The sequence below is a fragment of the Nocardia alni genome (assembly GCF_019038435.1).
Classification (GTDB): Bacteria; Actinomycetota; Actinomycetes; order Mycobacteriales; family Mycobacteriaceae; genus Nocardia; species Nocardia alni.
The window spans coordinates 1-24,859 of the sequence record NZ_JAGPOX010000143.1; the positions used below are offsets into that span (position 1 = coordinate 1).

23 protein-coding genes are annotated in these 24,859 nt (G+C 67.4%); 14 read left to right on the forward strand and 9 right to left on the reverse strand.

All coding sequences use genetic code 11. The features are described from left to right. The first annotated feature begins 272 nt into the window (after window positions 1-272). Window positions 273-1,352: a nicotinate-nucleotide--dimethylbenzimidazole phosphoribosyltransferase gene (gene cobT / locus JZ791_RS36125; RefSeq protein WP_216901165.1), complete on the forward strand. Its 1,080-nt coding sequence runs from the start codon at window positions 273-275 to the stop codon at window positions 1,350-1,352. Window positions 1,353-1,467: 115 nt separating this feature from the next. Further along, entirely contained in the window at window positions 1,468-2,211 is a 744-nt protein-coding gene (locus tag JZ791_RS36130) for an adenosylcobinamide-GDP ribazoletransferase (protein WP_216901167.1), read from the forward strand. A 94-nt stretch (window positions 2,212-2,305) separates the two neighbouring features. Here the strand turns inward: JZ791_RS36130 and JZ791_RS36135 are convergent, their stop codons facing one another. The 4 genes from JZ791_RS36135 to asnB form a co-directional block, all read right to left on the reverse strand. Then, the gene (locus JZ791_RS36135; protein ID WP_308163297.1) at window positions 2,306-3,925 is read right to left on the reverse strand and encodes a purple acid phosphatase family protein; all 1,620 of its coding nucleotides are present in this window, start codon (window positions 3,923-3,925) and stop codon (window positions 2,306-2,308) included. Between the two features lie 299 nt (window positions 3,926-4,224). Continuing rightward, window positions 4,225-4,494 (reverse strand): type II toxin-antitoxin system RelE family toxin, encoded by a 270-nt coding sequence (locus JZ791_RS36140; RefSeq protein WP_216901130.1) that lies wholly within the window; start codon window positions 4,492-4,494, stop codon window positions 4,225-4,227. Next, the gene (locus JZ791_RS36145; RefSeq protein WP_254206908.1) at window positions 4,491-4,763 is read right to left on the reverse strand and encodes a type II toxin-antitoxin system Phd/YefM family antitoxin; all 273 of its coding nucleotides are present in this window, start codon (window positions 4,761-4,763) and stop codon (window positions 4,491-4,493) included. Before JZ791_RS36145 ends, JZ791_RS36140 begins: the two co-directional genes overlap by 4 nt. A 143-nt stretch (window positions 4,764-4,906) precedes the next feature. Further along, entirely contained in the window at window positions 4,907-6,847 is a 1,941-nt protein-coding gene (asnB, locus tag JZ791_RS36150; protein ID WP_216901134.1) for an asparagine synthase (glutamine-hydrolyzing), read from the reverse strand. Window positions 6,848-7,367: 520 nt separating this feature from the next. On the opposite strand from asnB, the gene ctaC reads away from it, so the two are divergent. Together ctaC and JZ791_RS36160 are read left to right on the forward strand one after the other, a co-directional pair. Beyond that, window positions 7,368-8,381, forward strand: a complete 1,014-nt coding sequence (gene ctaC, locus JZ791_RS36155) for an aa3-type cytochrome oxidase subunit II (protein ID WP_216901169.1) — start codon at window positions 7,368-7,370, stop codon at window positions 8,379-8,381. 32 nt (window positions 8,382-8,413) lie between these two features. Further along, the gene (locus tag JZ791_RS36160; RefSeq protein WP_216901136.1) at window positions 8,414-8,830 is read left to right on the forward strand and encodes a cytochrome c oxidase subunit 4; all 417 of its coding nucleotides are present in this window, start codon (window positions 8,414-8,416) and stop codon (window positions 8,828-8,830) included. Window positions 8,831-8,896: 66 nt separating this feature from the next. Here JZ791_RS36160 and JZ791_RS36165 read toward each other — a convergent pair whose 3' ends face one another. Beyond that, window positions 8,897-10,219, reverse strand: a complete 1,323-nt coding sequence (locus tag JZ791_RS36165) for an FAD-binding oxidoreductase (RefSeq protein ID WP_216901138.1) — start codon at window positions 10,217-10,219, stop codon at window positions 8,897-8,899. Window positions 10,220-10,563: 344 nt separating this feature from the next. Here JZ791_RS36165 and JZ791_RS36170 point away from each other — a divergent pair, with 344 nt between their 5' ends. After that, window positions 10,564-11,325: an SDR family oxidoreductase gene (locus tag JZ791_RS36170; RefSeq protein ID WP_216901139.1), complete on the forward strand. Its 762-nt coding sequence runs from the start codon at window positions 10,564-10,566 to the stop codon at window positions 11,323-11,325. Here JZ791_RS36170 and JZ791_RS36175 read toward each other — a convergent pair. Next, on the reverse strand, window positions 11,307-12,140 hold the full coding sequence (locus JZ791_RS36175) for a helix-turn-helix domain-containing protein (RefSeq protein ID WP_308163298.1): 834 nt from the start codon (window positions 12,138-12,140) through the stop codon (window positions 11,307-11,309). The two genes, JZ791_RS36170 and JZ791_RS36175, sit on opposite strands and share 19 nt — an antisense overlap. A gap of 291 nt (window positions 12,141-12,431) precedes the next feature. On the opposite strand from JZ791_RS36175, the gene cysD reads away from it, so the two are divergent. From cysD to JZ791_RS36195, 4 genes are read left to right on the forward strand one after another with little or no spacing between them, the layout of a single operon-like run. Then, a complete protein-coding gene (cysD, locus tag JZ791_RS36180; RefSeq protein ID WP_216901143.1) occupies window positions 12,432-13,337 on the forward strand; it encodes a sulfate adenylyltransferase subunit CysD in 906 nt (301 codons plus the stop codon). Then, on the forward strand, window positions 13,337-15,169 hold the full coding sequence (gene cysC, locus JZ791_RS36185) for an adenylyl-sulfate kinase (protein ID WP_216901145.1): 1,833 nt from the start codon (window positions 13,337-13,339) through the stop codon (window positions 15,167-15,169). The genes cysD and cysC overlap by 1 nt, the downstream gene beginning before the upstream one ends. 33 nt (window positions 15,170-15,202) lie before the next feature. Then, entirely contained in the window at window positions 15,203-16,390 is a 1,188-nt protein-coding gene (locus JZ791_RS36190) for a hypothetical protein (RefSeq protein WP_216901147.1), read from the forward strand. 2 nt (window positions 16,391-16,392) lie between these two features. Beyond that, window positions 16,393-17,526: a sulfotransferase family protein gene (locus JZ791_RS36195; RefSeq protein ID WP_216901149.1), complete on the forward strand. Its 1,134-nt coding sequence runs from the start codon at window positions 16,393-16,395 to the stop codon at window positions 17,524-17,526. Between the two features lie 256 nt (window positions 17,527-17,782). On the opposite strand, the gene JZ791_RS36200 is transcribed toward JZ791_RS36195, so the two are convergent. Continuing rightward, entirely contained in the window at window positions 17,783-18,763 is a 981-nt protein-coding gene (locus JZ791_RS36200) for a sigma-70 family RNA polymerase sigma factor (RefSeq protein ID WP_254206909.1), read from the reverse strand. Window positions 18,764-18,899: 136 nt separating this feature from the next. Here JZ791_RS36200 and JZ791_RS36205 point away from each other — a divergent pair, with 136 nt between their 5' ends. Beyond that, entirely contained in the window at window positions 18,900-19,493 is a 594-nt protein-coding gene (locus JZ791_RS36205) for a dihydrofolate reductase family protein (protein WP_216901151.1), read from the forward strand. Window positions 19,494-19,511: 18 nt separating this feature from the next. On the opposite strand, the gene JZ791_RS36210 is transcribed toward JZ791_RS36205, so the two are convergent. After that, on the reverse strand, window positions 19,512-20,177 hold the full coding sequence (locus tag JZ791_RS36210) for a TetR/AcrR family transcriptional regulator (RefSeq protein ID WP_216901153.1): 666 nt from the start codon (window positions 20,175-20,177) through the stop codon (window positions 19,512-19,514). Between the two features lie 127 nt (window positions 20,178-20,304). Here JZ791_RS36210 and JZ791_RS36215 point away from each other — a divergent pair, with 127 nt between their 5' ends. The 4 genes from JZ791_RS36215 to JZ791_RS36230 all read left to right on the forward strand — a co-directional run bounded on the left by JZ791_RS36215 (window position 20,305) and on the right by JZ791_RS36230 (window position 24,369). Further along, window positions 20,305-21,456: an acyl-CoA dehydrogenase family protein gene (locus JZ791_RS36215; protein WP_216901155.1), complete on the forward strand. Its 1,152-nt coding sequence runs from the start codon at window positions 20,305-20,307 to the stop codon at window positions 21,454-21,456. 11 nt (window positions 21,457-21,467) lie between these two features. Further along, on the forward strand, window positions 21,468-22,226 hold the full coding sequence (gene fabG, locus JZ791_RS36220; RefSeq protein WP_216901157.1) for a 3-oxoacyl-ACP reductase FabG: 759 nt from the start codon (window positions 21,468-21,470) through the stop codon (window positions 22,224-22,226). 206 nt (window positions 22,227-22,432) lie between these two features. Further along, window positions 22,433-23,920: a long-chain-fatty-acid--CoA ligase gene (locus JZ791_RS36225; RefSeq protein ID WP_216901159.1), complete on the forward strand. Its 1,488-nt coding sequence runs from the start codon at window positions 22,433-22,435 to the stop codon at window positions 23,918-23,920. Further along, entirely contained in the window at window positions 23,917-24,369 is a 453-nt protein-coding gene (locus tag JZ791_RS36230; protein WP_216901161.1) for a MaoC family dehydratase, read from the forward strand. The genes JZ791_RS36225 and JZ791_RS36230 overlap by 4 nt, the downstream gene beginning before the upstream one ends. A 217-nt stretch (window positions 24,370-24,586) precedes the next feature. Here JZ791_RS36230 and JZ791_RS36235 read toward each other — a convergent pair whose 3' ends face one another. Next, window positions 24,587-24,805: a hypothetical protein gene (locus JZ791_RS36235; RefSeq protein ID WP_216901163.1), complete on the reverse strand. Its 219-nt coding sequence runs from the start codon at window positions 24,803-24,805 to the stop codon at window positions 24,587-24,589. Window positions 24,806-24,859: the final 54 nt, after the last annotated feature.

Genomic DNA, 24,859 nt, shown 5'->3' on the forward strand with positions numbered 1-24,859 from the left:
GGGTCGCGGTGCGACTCGAGCGGGCCGGGGGACCGGGGGCGGTTGCCTCGGCCCATGCGACGACATCGGCGAGTGCCATAGCCGCGGCGGGAGACGCCGCGGCCGCGACGTCCGAAGCGGCAGCGTCGTCGACCGAGACCGTTTCGGCAGCGGGTAATCGTGCATCGGGGGCGGCGGCCGGTGTGACTGCGGCTGTCGGCGAAGCCGACAGCGCGGCGAACGGTTCGGCGGCAACGGTTTCCGGGGATTCCATCCCCTCGGCCGCCGATCCGATGTACGACCTGTCCGGCGAGGCGCCGGTTTTCGGTCCCGTCGCCCCGCCCGACCCGCATGTGCGGATCCAGGCGCAGGAGCGCCAGTCGCAGCTGACCAAGCCCGTCGGATCGCTGGGACGGCTGGAGACACTGAGCAATTGGGTCGCCGCGTGCCAGGGCGCCTGCCCGCCGCGACAGTTCCAGCGGGCCCGGGTCGTGGTGTTCGCCGGGGATCACGGCATTGCGCGGCACGGCGTTTCGGCCTACCCCAGCGAGGTCACCGTGCAGATGGTGGCCAACTTCCTGGCCGGGGGCGCGGCGGTGAACGCCCTTGCGCGGCTCGCGGATGCCACGGTCCGCGTGGTGGACATCGCGGTGGACGGTGACACCGATCCGTCGGTCTCGACCCACAAGGTGCGCCGCGCCAGCGGGGCCATCGACCGTGAGGACGCCCTGACACAGGAGCAGGTGCACGCCGCGCTCGCGGCCGGGCGTGCGATCGCCGACGAGGAGATCGACGGCGGCGCGGATCTGCTCATCGCGGGCGATATGGGCATCGGGAATACCACTCCCGCAACGGTTCTCATCGCCGCGATCACCGACACCGAACCCGTGCGCGCGGTCGGCCGCGGCACCGGCGTCGACGACGCCGGCTGGATGCGCAAGACCGCCGCCGTGCGCGACGCCATGTGGCGCGCCCGGCCGCATCTGAAGGATCCGGTCGCGCTGCTGCGTACGGCCGGTGGCGCCGACCTGGCCGCCATGGCGGGCTACCTGGCCCAGGCCGCGGTGCGCCGCACTCCGGTGATCCTGGACGGTGTGGTCGTCACCGCCGCCGCCCTGCTCGCCGAGGCCCTGGCCCCCGGCGCGACCGCCTGGTGGGTGGCCGGGCACCGCTCCACCGAACCGGCCCACCAGATCGCCCTGACCAAACTCGGCCTGGAACCGCTGATCACGATGGATATGCGCCTCGGCGAGGGCTCCGGCGCCGTCACCGCCCTGCCGATCCTGCGCTCGGCCATCTCGGCACTGTCCGAGATGGCCACCTTCGCCGAGGCGGGCGTCAGCACCGCCGATGAACCCGCACCGGCGTCATGATCGGGCTGCACCGGCCTACCGCTGCATTTCTCGGTGCCATCCGGCCGGTAGCAGACGATTCGATGCCGAAAATGTACGTTGCGGCCGGATTCGTATCGGGTTCGGTGTGCCGCCGGTGAACGGGTTGCGGCTGGCGTTCTCGTGGCTGACGGTGTTGCCGGTGCGCGGTCCGGATGAGGTCGATCGGACGGTCGCGGCGCGGGCGATCGCGCTGGCGCCTCTGGTCGGCATCGTGCTCGGGGCGTTCGCGACGGGTGTGATGTGGGCATTGCACAGGGCCGGAACGAGTTTCGCGCTGGCCGGGCTCATCACCGTCGCCGCCCTGGCCCTGCTCACCCGGGGTATGCACCTGGACGGCCTGGCCGACACCTTCGACGGTCTGGGCAGCTACGGCCCGCCCGATCGCGCCCGCGAGATCATGAAAAGCGGTGGTGCGGGCCCCTTCGGCGTGGCCGCGATGATCTTCGCCATCGCCGTTCAAGCCTTCTCGTGCGCATCCCTGGCCGAATCCGGCCGCTGGTATGCGATCGCCCTGTCCATCGCGGCGGGGCGCGTCGCGGTGGTTCTGGCCTGCCGCCACGGCTACGAACCCGCCCCCGGCTCCGGCTTCGGAATGCTCGTCGCCGGCACCCAATCCGCCCGCGTCGCCGTCCCCTGGACGGTCCTGGCCCTGGCCGCGGGCTTCGTGGCGACACGCTCCGCCCTCGGCGTCGTCGCGGTCCTGCTGGCCCTGTCCGTCACGGCCGTCCTGATTCGCCACTGCGTCCACCGATTCGGCGGCCTCAACGGCGATATCCTCGGCGCCGCACTGGAACTCACCACCAGCATCACCCTCGTTACGGCGACCCTGCATCCCTAGCGGACCGCTCGGCCCCGTGCGAACAGATCGTCCTGCCGCTCGTCGTGGGGCAACGGATGGTCCGCGTATGCCAGGTATGACGTATCTCGCCCGGTCAGCGATCGGAGCGGGGACGCGTGAGGGTGAACTTGTCGACGACGGTCAGGTCGCTGGTGGGGCCGGTGAGGGCGTAGTAGGTGGCGTGGATGGAGGTGTTGCCGCCGGGCTTGCCGGGGTCGACGTCGAACGCGACGAAGCCGTAGGGGTGCTCGGAGTCCTTGAAGGCCGACCACGGGGCCTGTTCCAGGACGTAGACGGGGGTTTTCTTGCCGGTGGCGGGGTCGACGTCGCCGACGGCGGTGATGACGCGGCACTGGTCGCCGGGGAAGAACAGGCCGTTGGAGGGAGCCGAGGTTCCGCCGCCGCCGATCACCAGATGCACTGTGCCCCTGCTGGTGTCGATCAGATCGGTGCGGGTGTCCACCGGTTTCGGGGTGAGGGTTTCGGTGCCAAGGTCGCCGCGCAGGGGGTGGGTGCGCTCGTAGTGGTGTTCGTGCCCGGCCAGGACCAGGTCGACCTGGTACTTGTCGAACAGCGGCAGCCATTCCTGGCGGATGGCCAGGTCCGCGCCGTTGAATTTGTCGGCCGAGGAGATCGCGACCTGGTGCATGAACACGACCACCCAGTCGATGCCCCGATCGGCCCGGGCCTTCACCAATTCGGCCTCCAGCCAGCGCTTCTGGGCTCCGCCGGAGTAGCCGCGCACATAGCTGCTGCCCGCGTCCTGGTAGCAGATGTCGTCGTTGGCCAGGGCGATCACGCGCATGCCGCCGACGGTGAACGAGTACCACAGGCCCTGCGCGTGGTTCTCGGCGCCGGCGTCCGGCACGGTGAAATACGTTTGGAACGCCTGATATCCGATCTCGCCGTTGCCCAGCTCGTTCTCGTGATTGCCCGGCGCGGGCATCCACGGCCGGTAGCGGGCCGAGCGAGAGTTGTTGGCCCAGTAGTCCTCCCAGCTGCGGATGCGGTCGGTGGACAGGTTGGCGTAGCACAGGTCGCCGTTGACGAGGTTGAACAGTGGTGCGACGCGCTCGATTCCGGCGGTGACGTCCCCGGCGAAGGGTGAGCCGAGATTGTCGTTGACATACGTGCCGTTCAGGAGCTTGCCCAGCGTCGGGGTGCCCTGATCGCCGAAGCTGGTGAACCGGAACGCCGCCCGGCCCGTGGGCGCGGTGTGCAGGGTGCCCATTTCCGGGGGCGCGCCGTCGTGTCCGGCCGCGTAGACGTAGTCGGTGTCCGGGGTCAGCCCCGTCAGCCGAGCGTGATGAGCCTGAATCTCGATACCGGACTTGGCGTCCCGGTATGTCCGGGTCTGCGCGTCTACGGTGGAGCCGAAGCCCGCCGCCGCCGTGCCGTACCGCACCACGGGCTTACCGACCGAGGCGTTGGTGTGCCAGGAAATCACCGCCTCACGCGACGCGTCGGCCCCGAACTGGATATGCAGTCCCGAGACCCGTGGCGCCGCGGCCCGCTCCACCCCCATGGTCAGATCCGCCGAACGAGGCCAGACCACGCCCCCACCGGAACTCGGCGACTGAACTCCGGCCGTCGCACCGGCCCCGACCGCCAGCCCCGCCACGGCGGCCCCCGCCGATGCTCCGAACAGCCACCGCCGGCTCACCCCCCGCCGCGCCGGATCGGAGGACTCCCCGCCACCCGAGTCGGAACTCACGATATGGCTCGCATCCTCACCCGGAGCACTATCACCGCTCGGCCCGGTACCCGAGGAATCCGCACTGTCGGTCATGAACTACAGCTAACTCGGATGCCGTTCTACGAATACGACTACACGGCAAACTCCAGGTAAAAACCTCGTCTACCGGTCGACCGGCTTCGTGGTTCGTACCGCAGGCTCGAGCCGATCTCGCGGACCGCTTGTTGCTGATCCGGGGTCAGGGCGAGCCCGCGGTGGCGGCGTCGAGGTAGATGCTGCACGCCCATTCCACTAGGAGCGTCTACTTGCGGCCTCGGTCAGGTTCGGTAGATGTCGCGGCGATGCCCTACGTCGACGACCGTCACCACCATCCGCTTGTCATCGATTCGGTACAGAATCCGGTAGGTGCCGCGTCTCGCCGAGAACCGGTCATCCATAGGCGGAAGAAGCCGCTTGCCAACCCGGTAAGGCTGGTCGAGTAGTGGTCCGGTCATGAACTCGAATGCCGCCGCCGCAACTGCTTTGGGTAGCCGCTCAGTCAGCGTGCGTCGGACTGTCGGCGTGGTCTCCAACGTGTAGTCGCTCATCGGGCCCGGTTCGCCATCGCTTTGGCCAACTCGTCGGCGGTGACTACCTCGCCACGTGCCAGTTCGGCATCCGAGGTGACCATTCGGGTCACGGTCTCGGGGTCGGACAGGACCGCGATGGTCTCCTCGAGCGCTTCCAAATCCTCGACGGCGATCAGGACAGCTGCCGGTTCGCCGTGCACTGTGATCGTGACGCGCTCATGCTGGGTACGTACGCGGGACACTGTTTCGGACAGGGTCGCCTTAACCTCGGCTAGCTTCACGTTCATGGTCATAAGTATGACCAATTTTTGGTGCGACTACAACCGCACTGGATGGGCGGGCTCTTCGAGGGAGGGTCTGGTGCGGCCGGAACCAGCGGGTGCGTGTCTCGCTAAACCTCCTCTTGCGCAGCGCGGCGGCATTTACCTCGTTACAGCCGCACCGGGTAGGTGGGCTGTTCGATGGCGGGTTTGATGCGGTCCTCGACGAAGATGCCGTGCCAGATCATGAAGATCAGGACCGTCCACAGGCGGCGGCTGTGATCGACCTCGCCGGTGCGGTGGGCCTCGAGCATGGCCTTGACCGCGGCCTTGTGTAGCAGGTGGTCGGTCTGGGACTCGGCGATCTGCGTCGCGGCCCAGTCGTAGAGTTCCGGGCCGCGCAGCCAATGCCGCAGCGGGACAGGGAAACCCAGCTTGGGGCGGTGCAGCACGTGCGGCGGCACGATCTCCGCGAGGGCCCGCCGCAGGGCGTATTTGGTGGTCTCCTTGGTGATCTTCTGGTCGAACGGCAGGCGCTCGGCGACGGCGAACACCTCCGGATCCAGGAACGGCACGCGCAGTTCCAGGGAGTTCGCCATCGTCATCTTGTCGGCCTTGACCAGGATGTCGCCGCGCAGCCAGGTGAACAGGTCCAGATGTTGCATGCGCGCCACCGGATCCCAGCCGCGCGAACGGGCGTAGATCGGCGCGGTGACGTCCTGATGCGTCCACTCGGGGCGGAAATCGCGCAGTACCGCACGCAACTGGGCGTCGCCGAAGCTGCGGGCGTTGCCGTAGTAGCGCTGCTCGAGCGGCAGGGATCCGCGGTGCAGCAGGCTCTTTCCACGCGTGCCCTCGGGAATCCGGTCCGACAGCTTGCCGGCCAGCCGTCGCACACCGCCGGGCAGATACTCGAACGGCTTGAGCGACAACGGCTCGCGGTAGATCGTGTACCCGCCGAACAGCTCGTCCGCGCCCTCGCCGGACAGCACCACCTTGACGTGCTTACGGGCCTCCTTGGCCACGAAGTACAGCGGCACCAGCGCCGGATCGGCGACCGGATCGTCCAGATACCAGACGATCTCCGGAATCGCGGCGGCGTACTCCTCGGGAGTCACCGTGCGGATGTAGTGCTTCGCGCCGATCGCCGCCGCGGTCTCCGCGGCCACGTCGGCCTCGGAGTATCCCTCACGCTCGAAGGAGGAGGTGAACGTCAGCAGGTTCGGGTTGTGCTGGATGGCCAGCGCGGCGGTGGCGGTGGAGTCGATGCCGCCGGACAGGAACGCGCCGACGGTGACATCCGCGCGCATATGCTTGGCGACCGAATCCCGCAGCACCTCGGCGATTTCGTGGTACCGGGCATCGGCGCTGCCCGGCTGGAACGGCCGCACCTGGAACTTCGGCTCGAAATACCGCGTCACCGCGGGCTTTTCGCCCGGTCCGAGGGTGGCGTAGCAACCGGACTCGAGGCGGCGCACATCGGCGTGCAGCGATTCGGGCTCGGGCACGTACTGCAACACCGTGTAGTGCTCGATCGCCCGCACGTCGAGGGCATCGGACAGTCCCAGGGCGGGAAGCAGTTCCAGCAGGCTCTTCTTCTCGCTCGCGTACGCGGTGCCGCCCGGCCCGGTCGCCAGGAACAACGGTTTGATGCCGAACCGATCGCGCGCGATCACCAGGCGCTGGGTCTCGGTATCCCAGATCGCGAACGCGTACATGCCGCGCAGGCGCGAGAACGCCTCGGTACCCCAGTGGTGGTACGCCGCGACGATGGATTCCCCGTCACCCTCGGTGCGGAACCGCGCGCCGTGCTCGGCGGTCAACTGCTCGCGCAGCTCCAGGTAGTTGTAGATCTCGCCGTTGAAGGCCAGCGCGTACCGCTCCGGATTCTCCGGCGGGCCCCAGCGCAGCGGCTGGTGCGAATGCTCGATATCGATGATCGACAGGCGGTTGAAGCCCAGGATGATGCGTTCGTCGTGCCAGGTGCCGCGTTCATCCGGGCCCCGGTGACGGCCACACTGCAATGCCTCGTATACCTGGTGGACGACCTCGTCGAACGAGTCACCGCTCGCGCCGTCGGCTGGTGTCAGAAATCCGAGCAGGCCACACACTGCGTCGAGAACCTCGTTTCGGGGATCGGGGGCTGGTCGAGACGAGCGGGGACCCGGGCGCGCCGGGCTTGTACCGGTAACTTACCGGCATTACCCCGGAATCTTTCCATGAAGATTCCGGATCATCCGACCTGGATTCCCAATCATTTCGGAACCCGCCGCGACCGCTCGAGGGGCGGCGGGGTGCGCCTTCCTCGATGCGATGTGGTTCGCGCAGGTCCGGGGGTATGCGCGCGGTGGTCGCGTGCGAGACCCGGCCGCTCCGGGTCGGCATGCCCGGTGTGTCGAATCCGACCCGGGCACAACGCGGTACCCAGTTTGGTCTACGCTGCGTAGTACTCGGGAACTACCGGACCGGATCGCGCGTTCGCGCAGTCCTCCGGAGGGCCCGAAAACGTGCTGAATATGTGTCGTCCGGCCATCCGGGCGGCGCCGAGTCGGATAGACGACCAGGAAGGCGTTGAGCGTGGCGCACAAGGCGAGCGAAGCGATAGGGTCGCGGCCCACCGGGCGTGGCCGCATGCTTCGGCGGGCCGGACTGGCGGTGTCCCTGGGGATCACCGTCATGGCCGTCTCGGGCTGCTCGATCGACAATCCCGTGCTGCGGTTCGGGTGGCCCTCGGGTGTCACCCCGCAGGCGACCAAGATGCGGGAGCTGTGGACGTGGTCGGTCATCGCCGCGCTGGCGATGGGTGTGCTGGTGTGGGGTCTGACGTTCTGGACGATCATCTTCCACCGCAAGAAGGCCAACTCCCCGGAGTTCCCCCGGCAGACGGCGTACAACGTGCCGCTGGAGCTCACCTACACGGCCATCCCGTTCGTGATCATCGCGGTGCTGTTCTACTTCACCGTGGTCGTGCAGAACTACGTGCACGAGAAGGTGTCCAATCCGGACGTGACCATCGATGTGACGGCGTTCCAGTGGAACTGGAAGTTCGGTTACCAGCACGTCACCCTGAACGACGGCCAGAACTACAACGGCGTCGACACCAGCCGTCAGGGCCTGGACCAGCAGATCATCAGCGAGTACGCCGAGCGCCGCAAGGACGGCCACGCCCAGCCCGGCCCGGATCACGGCCTGCCCGGTAACGACATCTCCTATCTGCACTACGACAAGGTCGAGACGGTCGGTTCCAGCTCCGAGATCCCGGTGCTGGTGCTGCCGACCAATAAGACGATCGAGTTCCAGCTCGCCTCGGCCGACGTCATCCACTCCTTCTGGGTGCCGGAGTTCCTGTTCAAGCGCGACGTATTCCCGGATCCGAAGGAAAACCACTCGGACAACATCTTCCAGATCTCGAAGATCGAGAAGGAAGGCGCGTTCGTGGGTCGCTGCGCCGAGATGTGCGGTACCTACCACTCGATGATGAACTTCGAGGTTCGGGCCGTCTCGCCGGAGAAGTTCGACCGGTACCTGGCCGCTCGCCAGGCCGGTGACACCAATGCCGAGGCGCTGGCCAGCATCGGTGAGTCGCCGCTGTCGGTGACGACCCACCCGTTCAACACCGACCGCACGCTGCGTTCGGCCTCCTGACAGGCCGAGAGCAAGTAAAGGACTGAATTGACATGAAGGTCGAAGCACGCATCTTCGAGCTGTTGACGGTGTTCTTCATTCTGGTCGCCATCGTCTACGCCTTCTTCACCGGCCAGTCGAGCACCGGCGTGGAGTGGGCCGGTACCACCGCGATCGTGCTGACCGCGGGTCTGACCCTGATCGTCGGCACCTACTTCCGCTTCGTGGCCCGCCGCTTGGACCTGCGTCCGGAGGACTACGAGGAGGCCGAGATCGCGGACGGCGCCGGCGATCTGGGCTTCTTCTCGCCCGGTAGTTTCTGGCCCGTCACGCTGGCCGCGGCCGCCGCGATCACCGCGACCGGCTTCGCGTTCTTCCAGCTGTGGCTGATCGCCATCGGCGTGATCTGCATCCTGTCCGCCGCGGCCGGACTGGTGTTCGAGTACCACATCGGTCCCGAGAAGCACTGAGCAGCTCCGACAAACCGAAATGCCCCGGCCATTGTGGCCGGGGCATTTCGGTTTGTTGTGCAGCCTTCAGTCGGCCGACTCGTAGCGGATGGCGCGCTCGGACCGGCAGATATCCTCGACGGCCGCGGTGATCTCGCGCAGTGCTTCGCCGCCGCCCAGACGACCCGGGTACGCCTCGACAGGACGCATGCGGCAGGTGAAGCTGATGAAGCCGTGGTCCTCGCCGCTGGTCTCGTGCAGGCGGGGGGAACGCACCCCGTAGGTCAGGGCCGAGATGACGGTGAAGCAGTCCTCGCGCTCGCGATAGGCCGAGAACAGATCGTGCAGCCGGTGGAAGACCGACGGATACGTCGACAGCGGCGCGAAGACCGAGACCCGGTAGGCCGCGCCACGCTCGGAGGTGCTGATGACCGTATCGGCCAGATATTCCGCATCGCGCAGGGTCAGCACCTTCGGGGAGAACATCAGCGCGCCCGCGGCGGCGTTGCGCACCGGCGACGCGGCGCGTCCGCTCGTGGCCGAGGCGATGGCGCCCAGCGACTTCCGCGCCCGGGTGCCCAGTTCGCGGCGGGCCCGCAGGGACGGAGTGGCGGCGGTGGGGTGCAGGCTGGACCACTGGCCGAACCGGACGGTGCCCAGCTGGATGTTGCCGGTGCCGACCGGGCGGCTCACGCGCAACGGCGCGGTGTCGACCCAGCGGCCCACCTGCAGCATCGCGTCGCCCGGATGTTCGGTCGCGGCCAGGCTGTGCTCGACGAAGGAGTCGAAGTCCAGGAACCGATGCGTATCGGAGGCCAGCAGGGTGTGATCCTTGTCGACCTCGACGGCCTGCAGAGTGAGCGCGGTGATGATGCCGGTGCGGCCCGCCCCGCCGAGGATGTGGTGGAAGCGGTCGGCGTGGTGAGTGCGCCCGCAGGTGCCGAATCGCCCCTCGGGATCGACGTATTCGATCGAGACGACGTTGTCGCTGAACATCCCGTAGCGGTGCGACGCGGTGGACAGCCCGCCCACCGCGGCGAAGCCCCCGGCGGTGATCTCGCGGTGGTCGCCGACGATCGGCAGGCCCAGCCGGTGCGCGGCCAGGGTGCGATCGATATCGGACAACCGGGCTCCCGCCTGCACCCGCACCAGCCTCGCCTCGGCGTCGACGGCCTGCACGCGGTTCATCCGGCGTAGCGACAGCACCACGCGGCGGTCGGGCGGGCTGAGCCGATTGCGCCGGTCTCGCGGGTGTGCGCCCTGGTCGACCTCGGCCCCGCTGGGCTCGGCACTGCGCTCGCCGCCGCGGACCGTGAGTCGCTGTGGCCGTGAATCTCGCACAGTGCGAACGACATCCGCGGTATCGCGCGGTAGATATTCCTCGGGGTGTGCGGCCAGCGACGTGCTCATGACCTCAAAGCTAACCACAGTTGCGGGCGTACGTCTGCCCCGAGCTGGTGGTGGTCGGGTGATGTGCCTGTTCACCCTGTGCGGATTGTGTTCGATCAGTCTATTTCTGTGCGCTGCAATCGAATCGGCATAAAATACCGGATGTCCGGTCGCCCCCGACCGGGCTTACGGACTCGGCGCAGGTAGTCAAGGTCATACCGGCTGTCCGCGCGGCCGATTTCCGCCACCGACAGGCGGGCAGTCGGGCCGCAACGGCCTGCTCGTGTCAGCCGGAGGCGGCCCGCCCGACGCGGCGGACCGACCCGATCTTGTTCGACTCGGCGGGAGCGAGTAGGCATGAGTACATGAGCACGGTTCTCGTGACCGGTGGCAGTGGTGTCCTCGGTCGGCAGATCGTTGAACGATTGCAGGGGCACGACGTGAGGGTGCTCTCCCGGCGCGCGGGCGCGGGGACTCATGTGGGCGACCTGAACACCGGCGCGGGGGTGCGGGAGGCGGCGGACGGCGCCGAGTTGATCGTGCACGCCGCGTCGGATTTCCGGAGGTTCGGCAAGCCCGATCCGGACCAGACCCGGCATCTGCTCGCGGCGTCGGGCGAGGCGCGGCATCTGCTGTACGTGTCGATCGTGGGAATCGACCGGATTCCGTTCGCGTACTACCGCAGGAAGCTGGAGTGTGAACGGCTGATCGAGGCCGGCGCGGTGCCGCACACGATCCTGCGGGCCACCCAGTTCCATGATCTGATCGCCCAGATACTGCACGGCGTCGAACGGTTGCCGGTCGCTCCGCTACCGTTGGACTTTCGCTTCCAGCCGGTCGCGACCGAGGATGTGGCCGCCCGGGTGTCCGAACTGATCGCCGGCGAGCCACTCGGTCACGCACCGGATTTCGGCGGTCCCGAGGTGCTCACGCTGGCACAGATAGCGAAGGTATGGCGTGCGCGCCGGGCCGGACCGCGCCGGACTGTGCGAATACCGTTGCCCGGCAGTGTCGCTCGTGAATTTCGCCACGGTACGAACACGTGCCCCGGCCATGCGGACGGCACCCGGACCTGGGCGCAGTTCGTCGAGGGGTACAGCGGTAAGTCCTATCGGCTGATCGGATAGTCGGCCGACAGGGTCGCGGTGAGTCCGTCGGCGATCTCCCGGGTGGCCTCGCCCAGGGCGGTCAGTTCCCGTGCGGACAGCAGCGTGTCGGGGCAGGCGACGACCGCGGCGGCGACGGCGCGGCCCTGGAAGATCGGCGCGGCGACCGTCACGACGGCGTTGGCCCGGCCGAGTTCCTCGGGCAGGTAGTCGATGGTGATGAGGTCGGCGATCATCGCGCCGAGCCTGTTGCGCAGTGGGTCGGTGACGGGGGAGTTGCGCAGCGCGGCAAGGGCTTCGAGCATCGGTACGGAGTCGTCGGCCAGGCGTTCCACCGAATAGCCGCGGGCGCGCACCGCCTCGAGCACGGCGACGAGGCGATCGCGGTGGGCCGGGTCGGCATGGGCCAGCCAGGCCGCGCGCTCGGAATCCGGTGCCCACGCCACGAATTCGCGGATCACCGGCGGGGCCAGCGGTAGCCGGCGACCCGGCCGGATCCAGGGCAGCGAGGGGGTCCCCACGAGTTCGGTGACCACGACCGCGCCGTCCTCACGTTCGGCGAGGAATACCGGAATGTCCTGGCGCGCGGCGAATTCCCGCAGGACCGGCCCGGCCAGGCGGCGTAGCGGGAAGGCCGCCTCGGCGTGCCGGGCGATGGTGAGCAGCCCGAGGCCCAGCCCGTAGTCGCCATCGGCGTCCCGGACGGTCCACCCGTCGGCGGTGAGCTGGGTGAGCACAGCGTGAGCCGTCGCCCGTGACAGGTCCGTCGCGCGCACGATGCGAGCCAGGGAAAGCCGTTCGGTGGGATGCCGGGCGAGCAGCCCGATCACCTGCACGACGCGATGTGTGGGTGGGGATGCGGGCGCGGCAGAACCATGCTCTGCGACATCACTGTCTGAAACAGGTTCTTGACCGGCGCGGCCCGGGCGGCCTATCGTCGGTGTCACAATATCGAACAATAGCGTCGAATATTCGACACTGCAACCGCGCGGGGCCACATTGTCCGGAAGCGGGCCGGGCGAAACCCGGGACCGGGTTCCGGCGACGGGCCGGACGCACAGGGCGATCGGGTCGCGATAGCGGTTGTGATGTGGGATGTTCGACACGGTGAGTGAGGGTGGCGTGCGATGAAAACCGGGTACGAGCTGTCGCACCTGGCGGCCCTGGAGGCCGAATCGGTGCATATCTTCCGCGAGGTCGCGGCGACCTTCGAACGGCCGGTGCTGCTGTTCTCCGGGGGCAAGGACTCGGCGGTGATGCTGGAGTTGGCGCGCAAGGCCTTCTGGCCCGCGCCGATGCCCTTCGCGCTGCTGCACATCGATACCGGGCACAACTTCGACGAGGTGATCGAGTTCCGGGATCGCACCGCGGCCCGGATCGGGGCGCGGTTGCTGGTCGCGAGCGTGCAGGACGATATCGACGCCGGGCGGGTGGTCGAGCGGGAAGGCGGTACGCGCAACCGGCTGCAGACCACCACGCTGCTGCGCGCGATCGGTGAGTACCGATTCGACGCGGTCTTCGGCGGCGCCCGGCGCGACGAGGAGAAGGCGCGGGCCAAGGAGCGGGTGTTCAGCTTCCGGGACCAGTACGGGGCGTGGGAGCCGCGCGCCCAGCGCCCGGAGATCTGGAACCTGTACAACGGCAGACATGGTGCGGGCGAACATATCCGGGTGTTCCCGCTGTCGAACTGGACCGAGCTGGACATCTGGGAGTACATCGACCGCGCGGCCGTGGACCTCCCGCCGCTGTACTACGCGCACCGGCGGCGGGTGTTCCAGCGGGACGGAATGCTGTTGGCCGACAACCGGTATCTGACGCTGCGGCCGGACGAGGAGTTCTTCGAGACGACGGTGCGCTTCCGCACCGTGGGCGACGCCACCTGCACCGGATGTGTGGAGAGCACAGCCGACAACCCGGCCGCGGTGATCGCCGAGACCGCCGTGACCCGGTTGACCGAACGCGGCGCGACGCGCGCGGACGACCGAATCTCCGAGTCCGGCATGGAAGACCGCAAGCGAGAGGGATACTTCTGATGAGTCGCAACCTGTTACGACTCGCGACGGCGGGCAGTGTGGACGACGGCAAGTCGACGCTCATCGGCCGCCTGCTCTACGACTCGAAGAATCTGTTCACCGATCAGCTGGACGCGATCGAGCGGGTCAGCGCCCAACGCGGCGACGTGGCGGCGGATCTGGCGCTGGTCACCGACGGGCTGCGCGCGGAACGCGAGCAGGGCATCACGATCGACGTCGCCTACCGTTACTTCGCCACGCCGCGAAGGAAATTCATCATCGCCGACACACCCGGGCATGTGCAGTACACCCGGAACATGGTGACCGGCGCCTCGACCGCGGATCTCGCGCTGATCCTCATCGACGCGCGCAAGGGCGTCGTGGAGCAGACCCGCCGCCACGCGTTCCTGGCGGCGCTGCTGGGCGTTCCGCACCAGGTGGTGTGCGTCAACAAGATGGACCTGGTCGATTTCGCGCAGGAGCGCTTCGACGAGATCCGCGCCGAATTCGCCGATTTCGCGGCGAAACTGACCGTCGGGGATCTCAGCTTCGTGCCGGTGTCGGCGCTGCACGGTGACAACGTGGTCGACGGCTCCGAGCGGATGTCGTGGTATCCGGGGCCGCCGCTGCTGTCGCATCTCGAGGATGTGCATATCGCCTCGGACCGCAACCTGATCGATGCGCGGCTGCCCGTGCAGTATGTGCTACGCCCGTCCGAGTCCGAAGCGCGCGCTTACGCGGGCACGGTCGCGGGCGGCATCTTCAAATCCGGCGACGAGGTGGTGGCGTTGCCGTCCGGGCGCACCACCCGGGTGGCACGCATCTGGGGGCCCGGCGGCGACAAGGTGGACGAGGCGTTCACCGGCATGGCTGTCTCGATCACTCTCGAGGACGAGATCGACCTCGGGCGTGGAGATATGCTGGCGCGTCCGGGAAATCGCCCGCACATCGATCGGGAGATCGACGCCACGGTGTGCTGGTTCGACGACGACGTCGTCCTGCGATCGGGCGCGGAGTACTCGATCCGCACGGCGGCGCAGTCCGCGCGCGTGCGGGTGACCGGCCTGGACTACCGCCTGGATGTCAACACCCTGCACCGCGTGGAGGACGCCGATCGCCTGGCGCTCAACGATATCGGGCGGGTGAGCCTGCATTCGCGGGCGCCGCTGATGTTCGACGCGTACCGGGACAATCGCCGCACCGGCAGTTTCATCCTGATCGACGAGGCGACGAATCGTACGGTGGCGGCCGGCATGATCGTGGCGCGCGACACCGGTCGGCAGACCGATATCGTCTGGCACAGTTCGGCTGTCGAGCGGACCGAGCGCGCCACCACCGGCGCGACCCTGTGGCTGACCGGGCTGTCCGGATCCGGAAAGTCCACGATCGCCGTGGAATTGGAGCGTCAACTGGTGCGGGCGGGCCGTCCGGCCTATCTGCTGGACGGTGACAATCTGCGGCACGGCCTGAATTCGGATCTGGGTTTCAGCGACGACGACCGCCGCGAGAACATCCGCCGGGTCGCCGAGGTCGCGGCGCTGTTCGCCGATGCCGGTGTGGTGGTGATCGTCTCGCTGATCAGTCCGTTCACCGCGGAGCGCGACCGCGCGCGGCAGGTGCACGCCGAGCGCGGGTTGCCGTTCAGCGAGGTATTCGTCGACACCCCGCTCGAGCTGTGTGAGCGGCGAGATCCCAAGGGGCTGTACGCCCGTGCCCGCGCAGGTCAGCTGCGCGATTTCACCGGAATCGACTCACCATACGAGCGGCCCGAACACGCCGATCTCGTGATCACCCCCGAGGACGGCAGTCCGGTCGACGTCGCCGCGCGGATCCGGCGCCAACTGCACATGTAGTCGGCCGCCGGCCATACGTGAAGGAGTAACAGCATGGAAAACACGCACGAACCTACGCTCACCGAACCGTTCGTGGCCGCGGTCGCCGAGGCCGAAAGGCTGGTCGCCACCGCCGATTTCATCCACGACGAGCACGATCTGGCCGAGGGATACGAGTATCTCGCCGGAAGTATCGCCGCGGTTCTGCAACTGTCCGGTGTGCACGGCACCAGCCATCCGCATTTCGTCAGTTCGACCGGGCCGTATACCAAGATGGGCCTGGACAATCCGGATACGCTGTACTACCACGCGAATATCGAACCCGGCGCGGAGTACCTGGTCACCGGCACCCGTGGCAATACCGTGGACCTGAGTTTCCAGGTGCTCAAAGGGGATTATTCGGCCACCAACGTGCCCAACGGCGACGACGCCTTCGACGATCGCCGCCTGGACATCGACGTCGACGGCAACTATCGGCTGCGGTTCGGGCCGCCCAAGGACGATCCGGAGCCGGAGTATTTCGTCCTGGGGGAGGGCGCCTCGACGCTCGCGGTGCGTGAGGTCTACGGCGACTGGACCAGCGAGCGCAAGGGCACCATCCGCATCGAGCGGGTCGACACCGCCGGAACCCCGCCCGTCGCAGCGGATCTGGACCGGATGCGCAAGCGTTACCGGGCGGCCGCGCGAATGCTGGTGCAGCGCATCCACACCTGGTTCAACTTCCCGAGATGGTTCTACCTGGACCTGCCGGTGAATACGCTGACCGAACCCCGGCTGACCCCCGGCGGCTTGAGCACCCAGTACTCCTCGGTCGGTCACTTCGACCTGGCCGAGGACGAGGCGCTGCTGATCACCGTGCCGAAATCCGATTCGCCGTACCAGGGTTTCCAGCTGGGCAGCCGCTGGTACATCTCGCTGGACTACGTCAACCACCAGACGAGCCTGAACAGCGCACAGGCACAGGTGGATCCGGACGGCGTGATCCGCATGGTGGTGTCGGCGCGTAATCCCGGCATCGCCAACTGGATCGAGACCACCGGCCGCCGCCAGGGGATCATGCAGTTCCGCTGGCAGCGCACCGATCGGGCGATCACCCCCGCGGACGGGCCGTCCGTGCAGGTGCTGGCCGTCGACGAGGTCGCGAAACACCTGCCGCACCACGAGACGAATCGAATCGACGACAGCGGCTGGCGGGCACGGATCGCCGACCGCCAGCGCGCTTTCGCAGACAGGATGCTGTGACTATGACCGTCCGTACCGATGTGGGGACCGTCGAGGATCTGCACGCCTCGGCGACCAAGGCCTGCGGGCTCACAGATTTCGGCCCCGCCGACTACACCGAGGCTCTGGGCGTTCTCCTGGAGTCCTATCAGCGCGACGCCGATCTGACCGAACTCGGCAGCAAGATGAACCGCTACTTCCTGCGCGGCGCCCTGGTGGCCCGCGCACTGAGCGAGGCGTCGTGGGCGGCGAATCCCGCCTATGCCGAAACGCCGGTCACCAGGCCGATATTCGTGACCGGCCTGCCGCGCACCGGAACCACGGCACTGCATCGCCTGCTGGCCGCCGACCCGGCGCATCAGGCCCTGGAGATGTGGCTGACGGAATTCCCGCAGCCCCGCCCGCCGCGCGAAACCTGGTCCGAGAACCCGATCTACCAGAAGATCGAGGCCGGATTCACGCAGCATCACGTGGAGAACCCGGAATTCATGGGTCTGCACTACATGACCGCCGCCGAGGTCGAGGAGTGCTGGCAACTGCTGCGGCAGACCGTGAAATCGGTTGCCTACGAATGCCTGGCGTATCTGCCCACCTACTCGCAGTGGCTGCAGCGGCAGGAGTGGACCAACGCCTATGCGCGCCACCGCAAGAACCTGCAATTGATCGGCCTGGGCGACCAGCGTCGCTGGATCCTGAAGAACCCCAGCCACCTGTTCGCGCTGGACGCGCTGCTCGAGGTCTATCCCGACGCCCTGATCATCCAGACCCACCGTGATCCGGTGACGGTCCTGGCATCCTCGTGCAGCCTGAACGAACAGGCCACGGCGGGCTGGTCGAACACGTTCTCCGGCAAGGTCATCGGCGAGACCCAGCTCGAACTCTGGTCCCGGGGCCTGCGCGATTTCACCGCCGCCCGCGCTCGCCACAACCCTGCCCAATTCATCGATATCGACTTCGCGGACCTGCGCGCCGATCCCCTCGGCACCGTCGAGCGAATCTACCGCGCCTTCGCCATCGACTTCACCGACGGCGCCCATGCCGCCATGACGGCTCTCGACCGGGAAAGCCGTACCGGCGACCGCAAGCCCGACCACCGCTACGACCTGTCCGACTACGGCCTCACCGAAGATCAAGTGCGCGAACACTTCGCGATGTAACGTCCCAAGCGCACCTCGCGCCGATGCGCCCCTGGTCCGCAGCGAAATGCTCTGTCCGACGGTCGATGGAGCGGCTATGGACCGTGCCCGGCGGAAGCGAGTCGAGCAGGAACTGCTGCCGCAACTCGGCGTGCTGGACCTCGGGGCGGCCACCGGCGCGGTCGAGCAGGACGGTCCTGTTCCGGTCCAGGACCCGTATCGCCTGGCGGCTCTCCAGGACGATGCCGCGGAACTCGTGTCTTCATGCGTCGGTGCTTCATCGGCTCTGTATGGAGCGCGGCAGGCCGAACCAGGGCAGGACGGTGTTGTCGAAGCGGGTCATGGCGCTGATCCGGTTGTCGGCGAGGGTCAGGACGTACAGGCCGGTGCCGTGGCTGATTCCGTTGGGGGAGCGCAGATATGCGCCGAACGCGGGTTGGCCGTTGGCTCGGGTGGGTACCAGCTCGAAGCGGCGTCCGGCGCGGAAGATGGTGGCGCAGAAGCGCTGTGCGGGCTCGCGCCCCTCGTACTCGAAGGCGATCGGCGGCATCGAGATGAAGACGTCGTCGGTCAGCAGTGTGATCAGGGCATCGAGATCGGCTGTCTCCCAGGCGCGCACGAACCGCGCCACCAGGGCGTCCTCGGTGGCCCGAGACGGGGGCGCCGGCGGCCGGCGCTGCATGGTGGCTCGGGCGCGTTTGAGGGCGCTGTTGACCGAATCGACCGTCGTGTCCAGCATGTCGGCCACCTCGGCGGCATGGAATCCGAGGACGTCGCGCAGGACGAGGGCGGCGACCTGACGCGGTGGGAGTGCCTGCAGCGCGGTGATGAACGCCAGCGAGATCGATTCACTGCGTTCGTAGCCGGCCTGCGGGTCGTCGGTTACGCCCTCGAGCAGGATATCGGGATACGGTTGCAGCCAGACGATTTCGCCGAGCCGGGTAGGTTCCGGCGGTTCGACGTCGGGCACGTTCCACTCCTGCGCTCGGCGTCGGCTCGCGCCACGGCGTGCGTTGAGGCATCGGTTGGTCGCGATCCGGTAGAGCCAGGTGCGCAGCGAGGCACGCTCCTGGAATCCGTCGATGCCCTGCCAGGCGGCCAGCAGTGTGTCCTGCAGGGCGTCCTCGGCGTCCTGCAGCGATCCCAGCATCCGATAGCAGTGCACCTGCAGTTCCCTGCGGTACGGCTCGGTGAGCGTCCGAAACGCGTCGCCGTCACCGGTTCGCGCCTTCGACATCAGGTCACCGGTCACTCGCATCACCCTTTCCTATGACGGTTGTCCAGGTACAGACACCTGCCGGTCGTCGAAATGGGCGGTTCGTGAGCGCCCAGTTTCCCGGGGCTGCGGTTTCTATATCGGTAGTTCCCGACACCCTCACACCAGGAGCATCGACATGGGAAAGATCGTCGTCACCGAGAATATCTCGCTCGATGGAGTATTCCAGGACCCGACCGGCAGCGAGGGCATCCGCCCGTCCGATTGGCGTGCCGAACTCACCCCGGCCGACCGGGTTGCCTGGAACCAGCTGATCCTCGAGGACGTGTTGTCCGCCGAGGCGCTCCTGCTGGGACGGAGCAGTTATGAATTCTTCGCCGCCAGCTACCCGTCCCGCACCGGCCCGATGGCGGACCGGATGAACGGACTGCCCAAGTACATCGTCTCGACCACCCGCACCGACCTCGACTGGAACAACTCGACGGTACTGAAAGGTGAAGCCCCCCAGCAGATCGCGAAGCTGAAGGAAACCGTCGAGGGCGACATCCGCGTCTACGCCAGCTCCCGCCTCGTGCACACCCTGATCGACCACGACCTGGTCGACGAACTGCGCCTGATCGTGTTCCCGATCCTGGTGGCCGCGGGCGCACGCCTGTTCAGTCCCGCCGCCACCGATAAACCCTTGCACCGCACCGACATCCGCGCCGTTGGCGACTCCCTGGCACTTCTCACCTACCAATTCGCCGGACAGGGCGGCGCATCGGTCCGATAGGCAGGCTCCGGCCGGGCCTCACTCCTCGCTCGCCGCGCCCCGGTGCCCGGCACGCCGCCGCTGCACCTCCGCGAAGCGGGTTTCCAACCCGTCGACGAAGGCGGTGAGCACCAATTCGAAGCTCTCCGAATCGATCTCGTCGGCCTTGGCGCGCAGCAGGTGAGCCTGTTCCAGGTGCGGGTAGCGGTCGCGGTAGACCTGCACGTCATCGACGAAGCCGCGGGAGAACGAGCCGACCGTGGAGCCCATGACCACGTAGCGGGCCGCCGCGCCGATCATGGTGGCCTGGCGGGGCGGCCAGCCCGCCGCGACCAGGCCGCCGTGCACCGCGTCGGCCATGCGCAGGCTCTCGTCGCGGCGGCCGGGGCCGGTGGCCAGATAGGGCACGAAATTCGGGTGTTCGGCCAGTGCGGACCGGTAGGAGCGGGCCCAGTCGGACAGGCCGCGCCGCCAGTCGCCGCCGTCGAAGGGTGAGGTGTCGATACCGGCCATGATCAGGTCGGCGACGTCGTCCAGCAGTTCGTCCTTGGTGGGGTAGTGGCCGTACAGGGAGGCCGCCTGCACGCCCAGTTCGGCGGCCAGTTTGCGCATCGAGAGTTCGGTCAGGCCGTCGCGGTCGATCAGCGTGAGCGCCGTCTCGCGGATGCGTTCGCGGCTCAGCAGGGGTACGCGGGGGCGGGCCATGTCGTACCTCCTTCTCGTCGGCGACCGGGCGGAGTGTCGAACCTATCATCGGACCCTTGAAAAACCATACGTTGTTAGGTTAGCGTGACCCGGGACAACCTAACAACGTATGGTTAGGAGACGGATCATGGATTTCGAGCTCGACGACGCGCACCGTGAGCTGCGCGACGTAGCGCGGGCCTGGGTGGACAAAGAGGTCATCCCGTTCTCGCGCGACTGGGACCGCGCCGAATCGGTCGATCCCGCCATCATCGGCAAGCTCGGTGACATGGGATTCCTGGGTATCGAGATTCCGGAGGAGTACGGCGGGTCCGGGGGCGACACGCTGGCGTACTGCGTGCTGCTCGAGGAGCTGGGGCGTGGTGACAGTTCGGTGCGCGGCATCGTCTCGGTGTCCTTGGGTCTGGTCTCCAAGTCGATCAAGTATTTCGGCACCGAGGAACAGAAGCGGCAGTGGCTGCCCCGGCTGTGCGCCGGCGAGACGGTGGGCTGCTTCGCGCTCACCGAGCCCGATATCGGTTCGGACGCAAGCAATCTGAAGACCAGGGCCGAGCGCGACGGGGACGACTGGCTGATCTCGGGCACGAAGATCTTCATCACCAACGGCACCTGGGCCGAGGTCGCGATCGTCTTCGCCCGTACCGGCGGACCGGGGGCCAAGGGCATCAGCGCCTTTCTGGTGCCCACCGACAGCCCCGGATTCGGACGCACCGAGATCCACGGCAAGCTCGGCCTGCGCGGCCAGCGCACCGCCGAGTTGACGTTCGACAAGGTGCGGGTGCCGGATTCCGCGCGTCTCGGCGAGGAGGGCAAGGGCTTCCGGATCGCCATGTCGGCACTGGACAAGGGGCGCATGGGCGTGGCGGCCGGATGCGTCGGGGTGGCCAAGGCCGCGCTCGAGGCGGCGGTGCAGTACTCCACCGAGCGCGTCCAGTTCGGTAAGCCCATCGCGTCCTATCAGCTGGTACAGGAGATTCTGGCCGATATCGCCGTCGACATCGATGCCGCGCGGCTGCTGGCCTGGCGAGTGGCCGATCTGGTGCAGAAGGGCAAACCGTTCGGGACCGAGGCCTCGATGGCCAAGCTGTTCGCCAGCGAATGCGCGGTGCGCTCGACCAACAAGGCGCTCGAGGTGTTCGGCGGGTACGGCTTCATCGACGAGTACCCGGTGTCCAAGCATCTGCGCGACGCCCGAGTCCTGACCCTCTACGAGGGCACCAGTCAGATTCAGAAACTGCTCATCGGTCGCGCCCTCACCGGCGTGAATGCATTTGTCTAAGGAGAGTTTTCATGTCCGGTAAGCGCAGAGTCGCCTTCGTCACCGGCGCCGCCCGCGGCATCGGGGCGGGTACGGCGGCGCGCCTGGCGGCCGACGGAATCGCCGTGGTCATCGCCGACCTCGACGAGACCGCCTGTAAGGCAACCGCCGACGCGATCGTCGCCGACGGTGGCACCGCGATCGCGTTGGGCTGCAACGTTACCGACGAGGCGCAGGTCGATGCCGCGGTGGATCACGTTGTCGCCGAGCTGGGTTCGCTCGACATCCTGGTCAACAACGCCGGGGTGACGCGGGACAACCTGCTGTTCAAGATGTCCGCGGACGACTGGGACACGGTCATGTCGGTCCATCTGCGCGGGGCGTTCCTGTGCAGCCGCGCGGCGCAGCGGCACATGGTCAAGGCCAAGTACGGCAAGATCGTCAATACCTCCAGCGTCTCGGCGCTCGGCAACCGCGGTCAGGCCAACTACTCCGCGGCCAAGATGGGCATCCAGGGCCTGACCCGCACGCTCGCCATCGAATTGGGCCCGTTCGGGATCAATGTCAACGCCGTAGCGCCCGGTTTCATCGTCACCGAGATGACCATCGCGACCGCCGAGCGCATGGGGCTCACTCCCGAGGAGCACCAGGCCAAGGCCGCGGCGATCACGCCGGTGCGCCGCGTCGGCCAGCCCGAGGACATCGCCAACGCCGTGGCCTTTCTGGCCTCGGACCAGGCGTCGTTCATCACCGGTCAGACCCTGTATGTCGACGGTGGCCGCCGTCTCTAGGCGATCTCGGCTCTATACCGGCAACCCGGTCGACCGCATATACGGTGGACCAATGACGTGATCAAGATGATCGTCGCCGAGAATAGAGCTGTAGAGCGTGCCCGTGCCGATCGGTGGAGCACCGCCGACAGTGCTGCACTTAGACTGCATTAATGGTGGTGGTCCAGCGGATCGGCGCCCAGCATCGAAGATCGGAAGGAGTCTCCGTGAACGCGACTCTGTCCCTGGCGAGCATCCTCGCCGAACCCGCCCGTCGGCGGCCGGACCACCTCGCCCTGATCGAGGGTGAGCAGCGCATCACCTTCGCCGAGTTGTGGCGTCAGGCGCGCGTGCAGGCCACCGCGCTGATCGAGCTGGGGGTGCGGCCGGGGGATCGGGTCGCGCTCATGGGGCCCAACACCGCCGAATTCCCGCGCGCGTACTACGCCATCCTGGCCGCCGGGGCGACCGTGGTGCCGGTGCACCTGCTGCTGACCGCCGACGAGGCGGAGTACGTGCTGCGCGACAGCGGTGCGACGGTGCTGATCGCACATCCGATGGTCGCGCCGGTCGCCACCGAGGCCGCCCGGCGGGTCGGCATCCCGTACGTCGAGCCCGCCGCGCTGACCGCCGACGAGCCGATCGCGCGGTTCGAGCCGCGCGGCCCGCTGGACACCGCCGTGGTGTTCTACACCAGCGGTACCACCGGACGGCCCAAGGGTGCGGAGCTGTCGCATCTCAACATGGTGATGTGTGCGACCGTGAACTCGTTCGACGCCAACGATGTTCATCGCGACGACATCGCCCTGGGCGCGCTGCCGCTGTTCCACGTGTTCGGGCAGACGGTGTCGATGAATTCCACGTGGCGGGCCGGGGCGACGCTGGTCATGCTGCCGAGATTCCATGCGGCGGAGGCGATCTCGCTGATGGTGGCCGAGGGGGTCAACACCTTCCACGGCGTGCCGACGATGTATCACGGGCTCATCGAGGCGGCGGCGGTCGCTGCCCAATTGCCGAAGCTGAGGTTGTGCATTTCCGGCGGCGCCCCGCTGCCACCCTCGGTGCTCGAGGAGTTCGAGCGGGTGTACGGCGCGCAGGTCCTGGAAGGGTACGGACTGTCGGAGACCTCACCGACCGCCACGGTGAACCAGCCGGTGTTCGGTGCGCGGCCCGGTACCGTCGGGCATCCGGTGTGGGGTGTGGACGTGGAGATCGCCGATCCGGACGACCGTGAGCGAATCATTCTGCAGCCCAACGGAACCACCGGTGAAGTGGTGGTGCGCGGGCACAATGTGTTCACCCGCTACACCGGCAAGCCCGAGGCGACGGCGGCCGCGGTGATCGACGGCTGGTTCCGCACCGGGGACCTCGGTGTGATCGACGCCGACGGCTATCTGACGATCGTCGACCGGATCAAGGAGATGATCATCCGCGGCGGGTTCAACGTGTACCCGACCGAGGTGGAGGCCGCGCTGCTGCGGCATCCGAACATCGATCAGATCGCGATCATCGGCGTGCCGGACGAGACCTACGGCGAGGAAATCCTCGCGATTGTCGTACCTTCCGGCCCGCTGACCGCCGACGAGGTGATCGAATACGGCAAGGAGCACGTCGCGCGGTACAAGTACCCGCGCCGAGTGGAGTTCGTCACCGAGTTGCCGCTGGGGCCGACCCACAAGGTGCTCAAACGAGAACTGAAGGAGCGCTACGCATGACCGATTTCCCGGACCTGGAGAGCCTGAAGGCCGCGGTAGGCACCGAGATCGGCGTCAGCGACTGGCTGACCATCGACCAGAAGCGCGTCGACACCTTCGCCGACGCCACCGACGACCACCAGTGGATCCACGTCGACCCCGAAAGAGCCGCCACAGGCCCCTTCGGCCGGACGATCGCCCACGGCTTCCTCACCCTGTCCCTGTCTGTCCCCCTGGTCGCCCGGGCCACCTCGGTAGGCGGCGTCCGCCTGGGCATCAACTACGGCCTGAACAAGGTCCGCTTCATCACCCCCGTCCCCGTAGGCGGCCGAATCCGCGCCCGCGTAACCCTCGATGCCCTCCGCGAAATCCCCGGCGGCGTCCAAGCCGAACGCACGGTCACCATCGAACTCGAGGGCGCCGAAAAACCAGCCTGCGTAGCCGAGAGCATCGTCCGCATGATGTCCTGAACGGGATCTGTCGACAGCCATCCGCCATCGGCTTGCTCAGCCGATATCGGATGGCTTTCGGTCAGCTCAGCTAGTAAGTACCTCTTCGAGGGTGTTGGAGGTCAGGATGTGGTCCGACCACGTCTCGAGCTGTTCAGTATTCGCCTTGCGGATGGTATCGAGGACGGCGTCGGATTGTCGGTTATTCCGTTGAAATTGGAATACTTTATGTTGTGCCTCAGTCGTTTCCGAGTTTATTGCTCAGGGTTGCCCAGCGGTCCAGGAGATCCCTGGCCGCGCCGGAGTCGACGGCGGTGGCTACGCGAGTGAGGGCGGCGGAGAGGGTTTCGTGGATGCTCTCGATGGGTGCTGCGGGGGTTAGTTCGTAGGCGACTACGGCGGCGGCGGAGTTGAGTAGGACCGCGTCGCGGACGGGGCCGGGGGCGCCGGAGAACATGTCGCGGGCTATGGCGGCGTTGGTTGCGGCGTCGCCTGTCTCTTATAAACATCT

Excerpts from the sequence above, each read along its gene's own strand:
- JZ791_RS36140 (WP_216901130.1), bottom strand. The coding sequence starts at position 4,494 with ATGAGCGACTACACGTTGGAGACCACGCCGACAGTCCGACGCACGCTG.
- cysD (WP_216901143.1), top strand. The coding sequence starts at position 12,432 with ATGAAAACCGGGTACGAGCTGTCGCACCTGGCGGCCCTGGAGGCCGAA.
- JZ791_RS36200 (WP_254206909.1), bottom strand. The coding sequence starts at position 18,763 with ATGCGAGTGACCGGTGACCTGATGTCGAAGGCGCGAACCGGTGACGGC.
- JZ791_RS36210 (WP_216901153.1), bottom strand. The coding sequence starts at position 20,177 with ATGGCCCGCCCCCGCGTACCCCTGCTGAGCCGCGAACGCATCCGCGAG.
- cysC (WP_216901145.1), top strand. The coding sequence starts at position 13,337 with ATGAGTCGCAACCTGTTACGACTCGCGACGGCGGGCAGTGTGGACGAC.
- JZ791_RS36160 (WP_216901136.1), top strand. The coding sequence starts at position 8,414 with ATGAAGGTCGAAGCACGCATCTTCGAGCTGTTGACGGTGTTCTTCATT.
- JZ791_RS36235 (WP_216901163.1), bottom strand. The coding sequence starts at position 24,805 with ATGTTCTCCGGCGCCCCCGGCCCCGTCCGCGACGCGGTCCTACTCAAC.
- JZ791_RS36195 (WP_216901149.1), top strand. The coding sequence starts at position 16,393 with ATGACCGTCCGTACCGATGTGGGGACCGTCGAGGATCTGCACGCCTCG.
- cobT (WP_216901165.1), top strand. The coding sequence starts at position 273 with ATGTACGACCTGTCCGGCGAGGCGCCGGTTTTCGGTCCCGTCGCCCCG.
- JZ791_RS36230 (WP_216901161.1), top strand. The coding sequence starts at position 23,917 with ATGACCGATTTCCCGGACCTGGAGAGCCTGAAGGCCGCGGTAGGCACC.
- JZ791_RS36145 (WP_254206908.1), bottom strand. The coding sequence starts at position 4,763 with ATGAACGTGAAGCTAGCCGAGGTTAAGGCGACCCTGTCCGAAACAGTG.
- JZ791_RS36190 (WP_216901147.1), top strand. The coding sequence starts at position 15,203 with ATGGAAAACACGCACGAACCTACGCTCACCGAACCGTTCGTGGCCGCG.
- fabG (WP_216901157.1), top strand. The coding sequence starts at position 21,468 with ATGTCCGGTAAGCGCAGAGTCGCCTTCGTCACCGGCGCCGCCCGCGGC.
- ctaC (WP_216901169.1), top strand. The coding sequence starts at position 7,368 with ATGCTTCGGCGGGCCGGACTGGCGGTGTCCCTGGGGATCACCGTCATG.
- JZ791_RS36165 (WP_216901138.1), bottom strand. The coding sequence starts at position 10,219 with ATGAGCACGTCGCTGGCCGCACACCCCGAGGAATATCTACCGCGCGAT.
- JZ791_RS36215 (WP_216901155.1), top strand. The coding sequence starts at position 20,305 with ATGGATTTCGAGCTCGACGACGCGCACCGTGAGCTGCGCGACGTAGCG.
- JZ791_RS36205 (WP_216901151.1), top strand. The coding sequence starts at position 18,900 with ATGGGAAAGATCGTCGTCACCGAGAATATCTCGCTCGATGGAGTATTC.
- JZ791_RS36170 (WP_216901139.1), top strand. The coding sequence starts at position 10,564 with ATGAGCACGGTTCTCGTGACCGGTGGCAGTGGTGTCCTCGGTCGGCAG.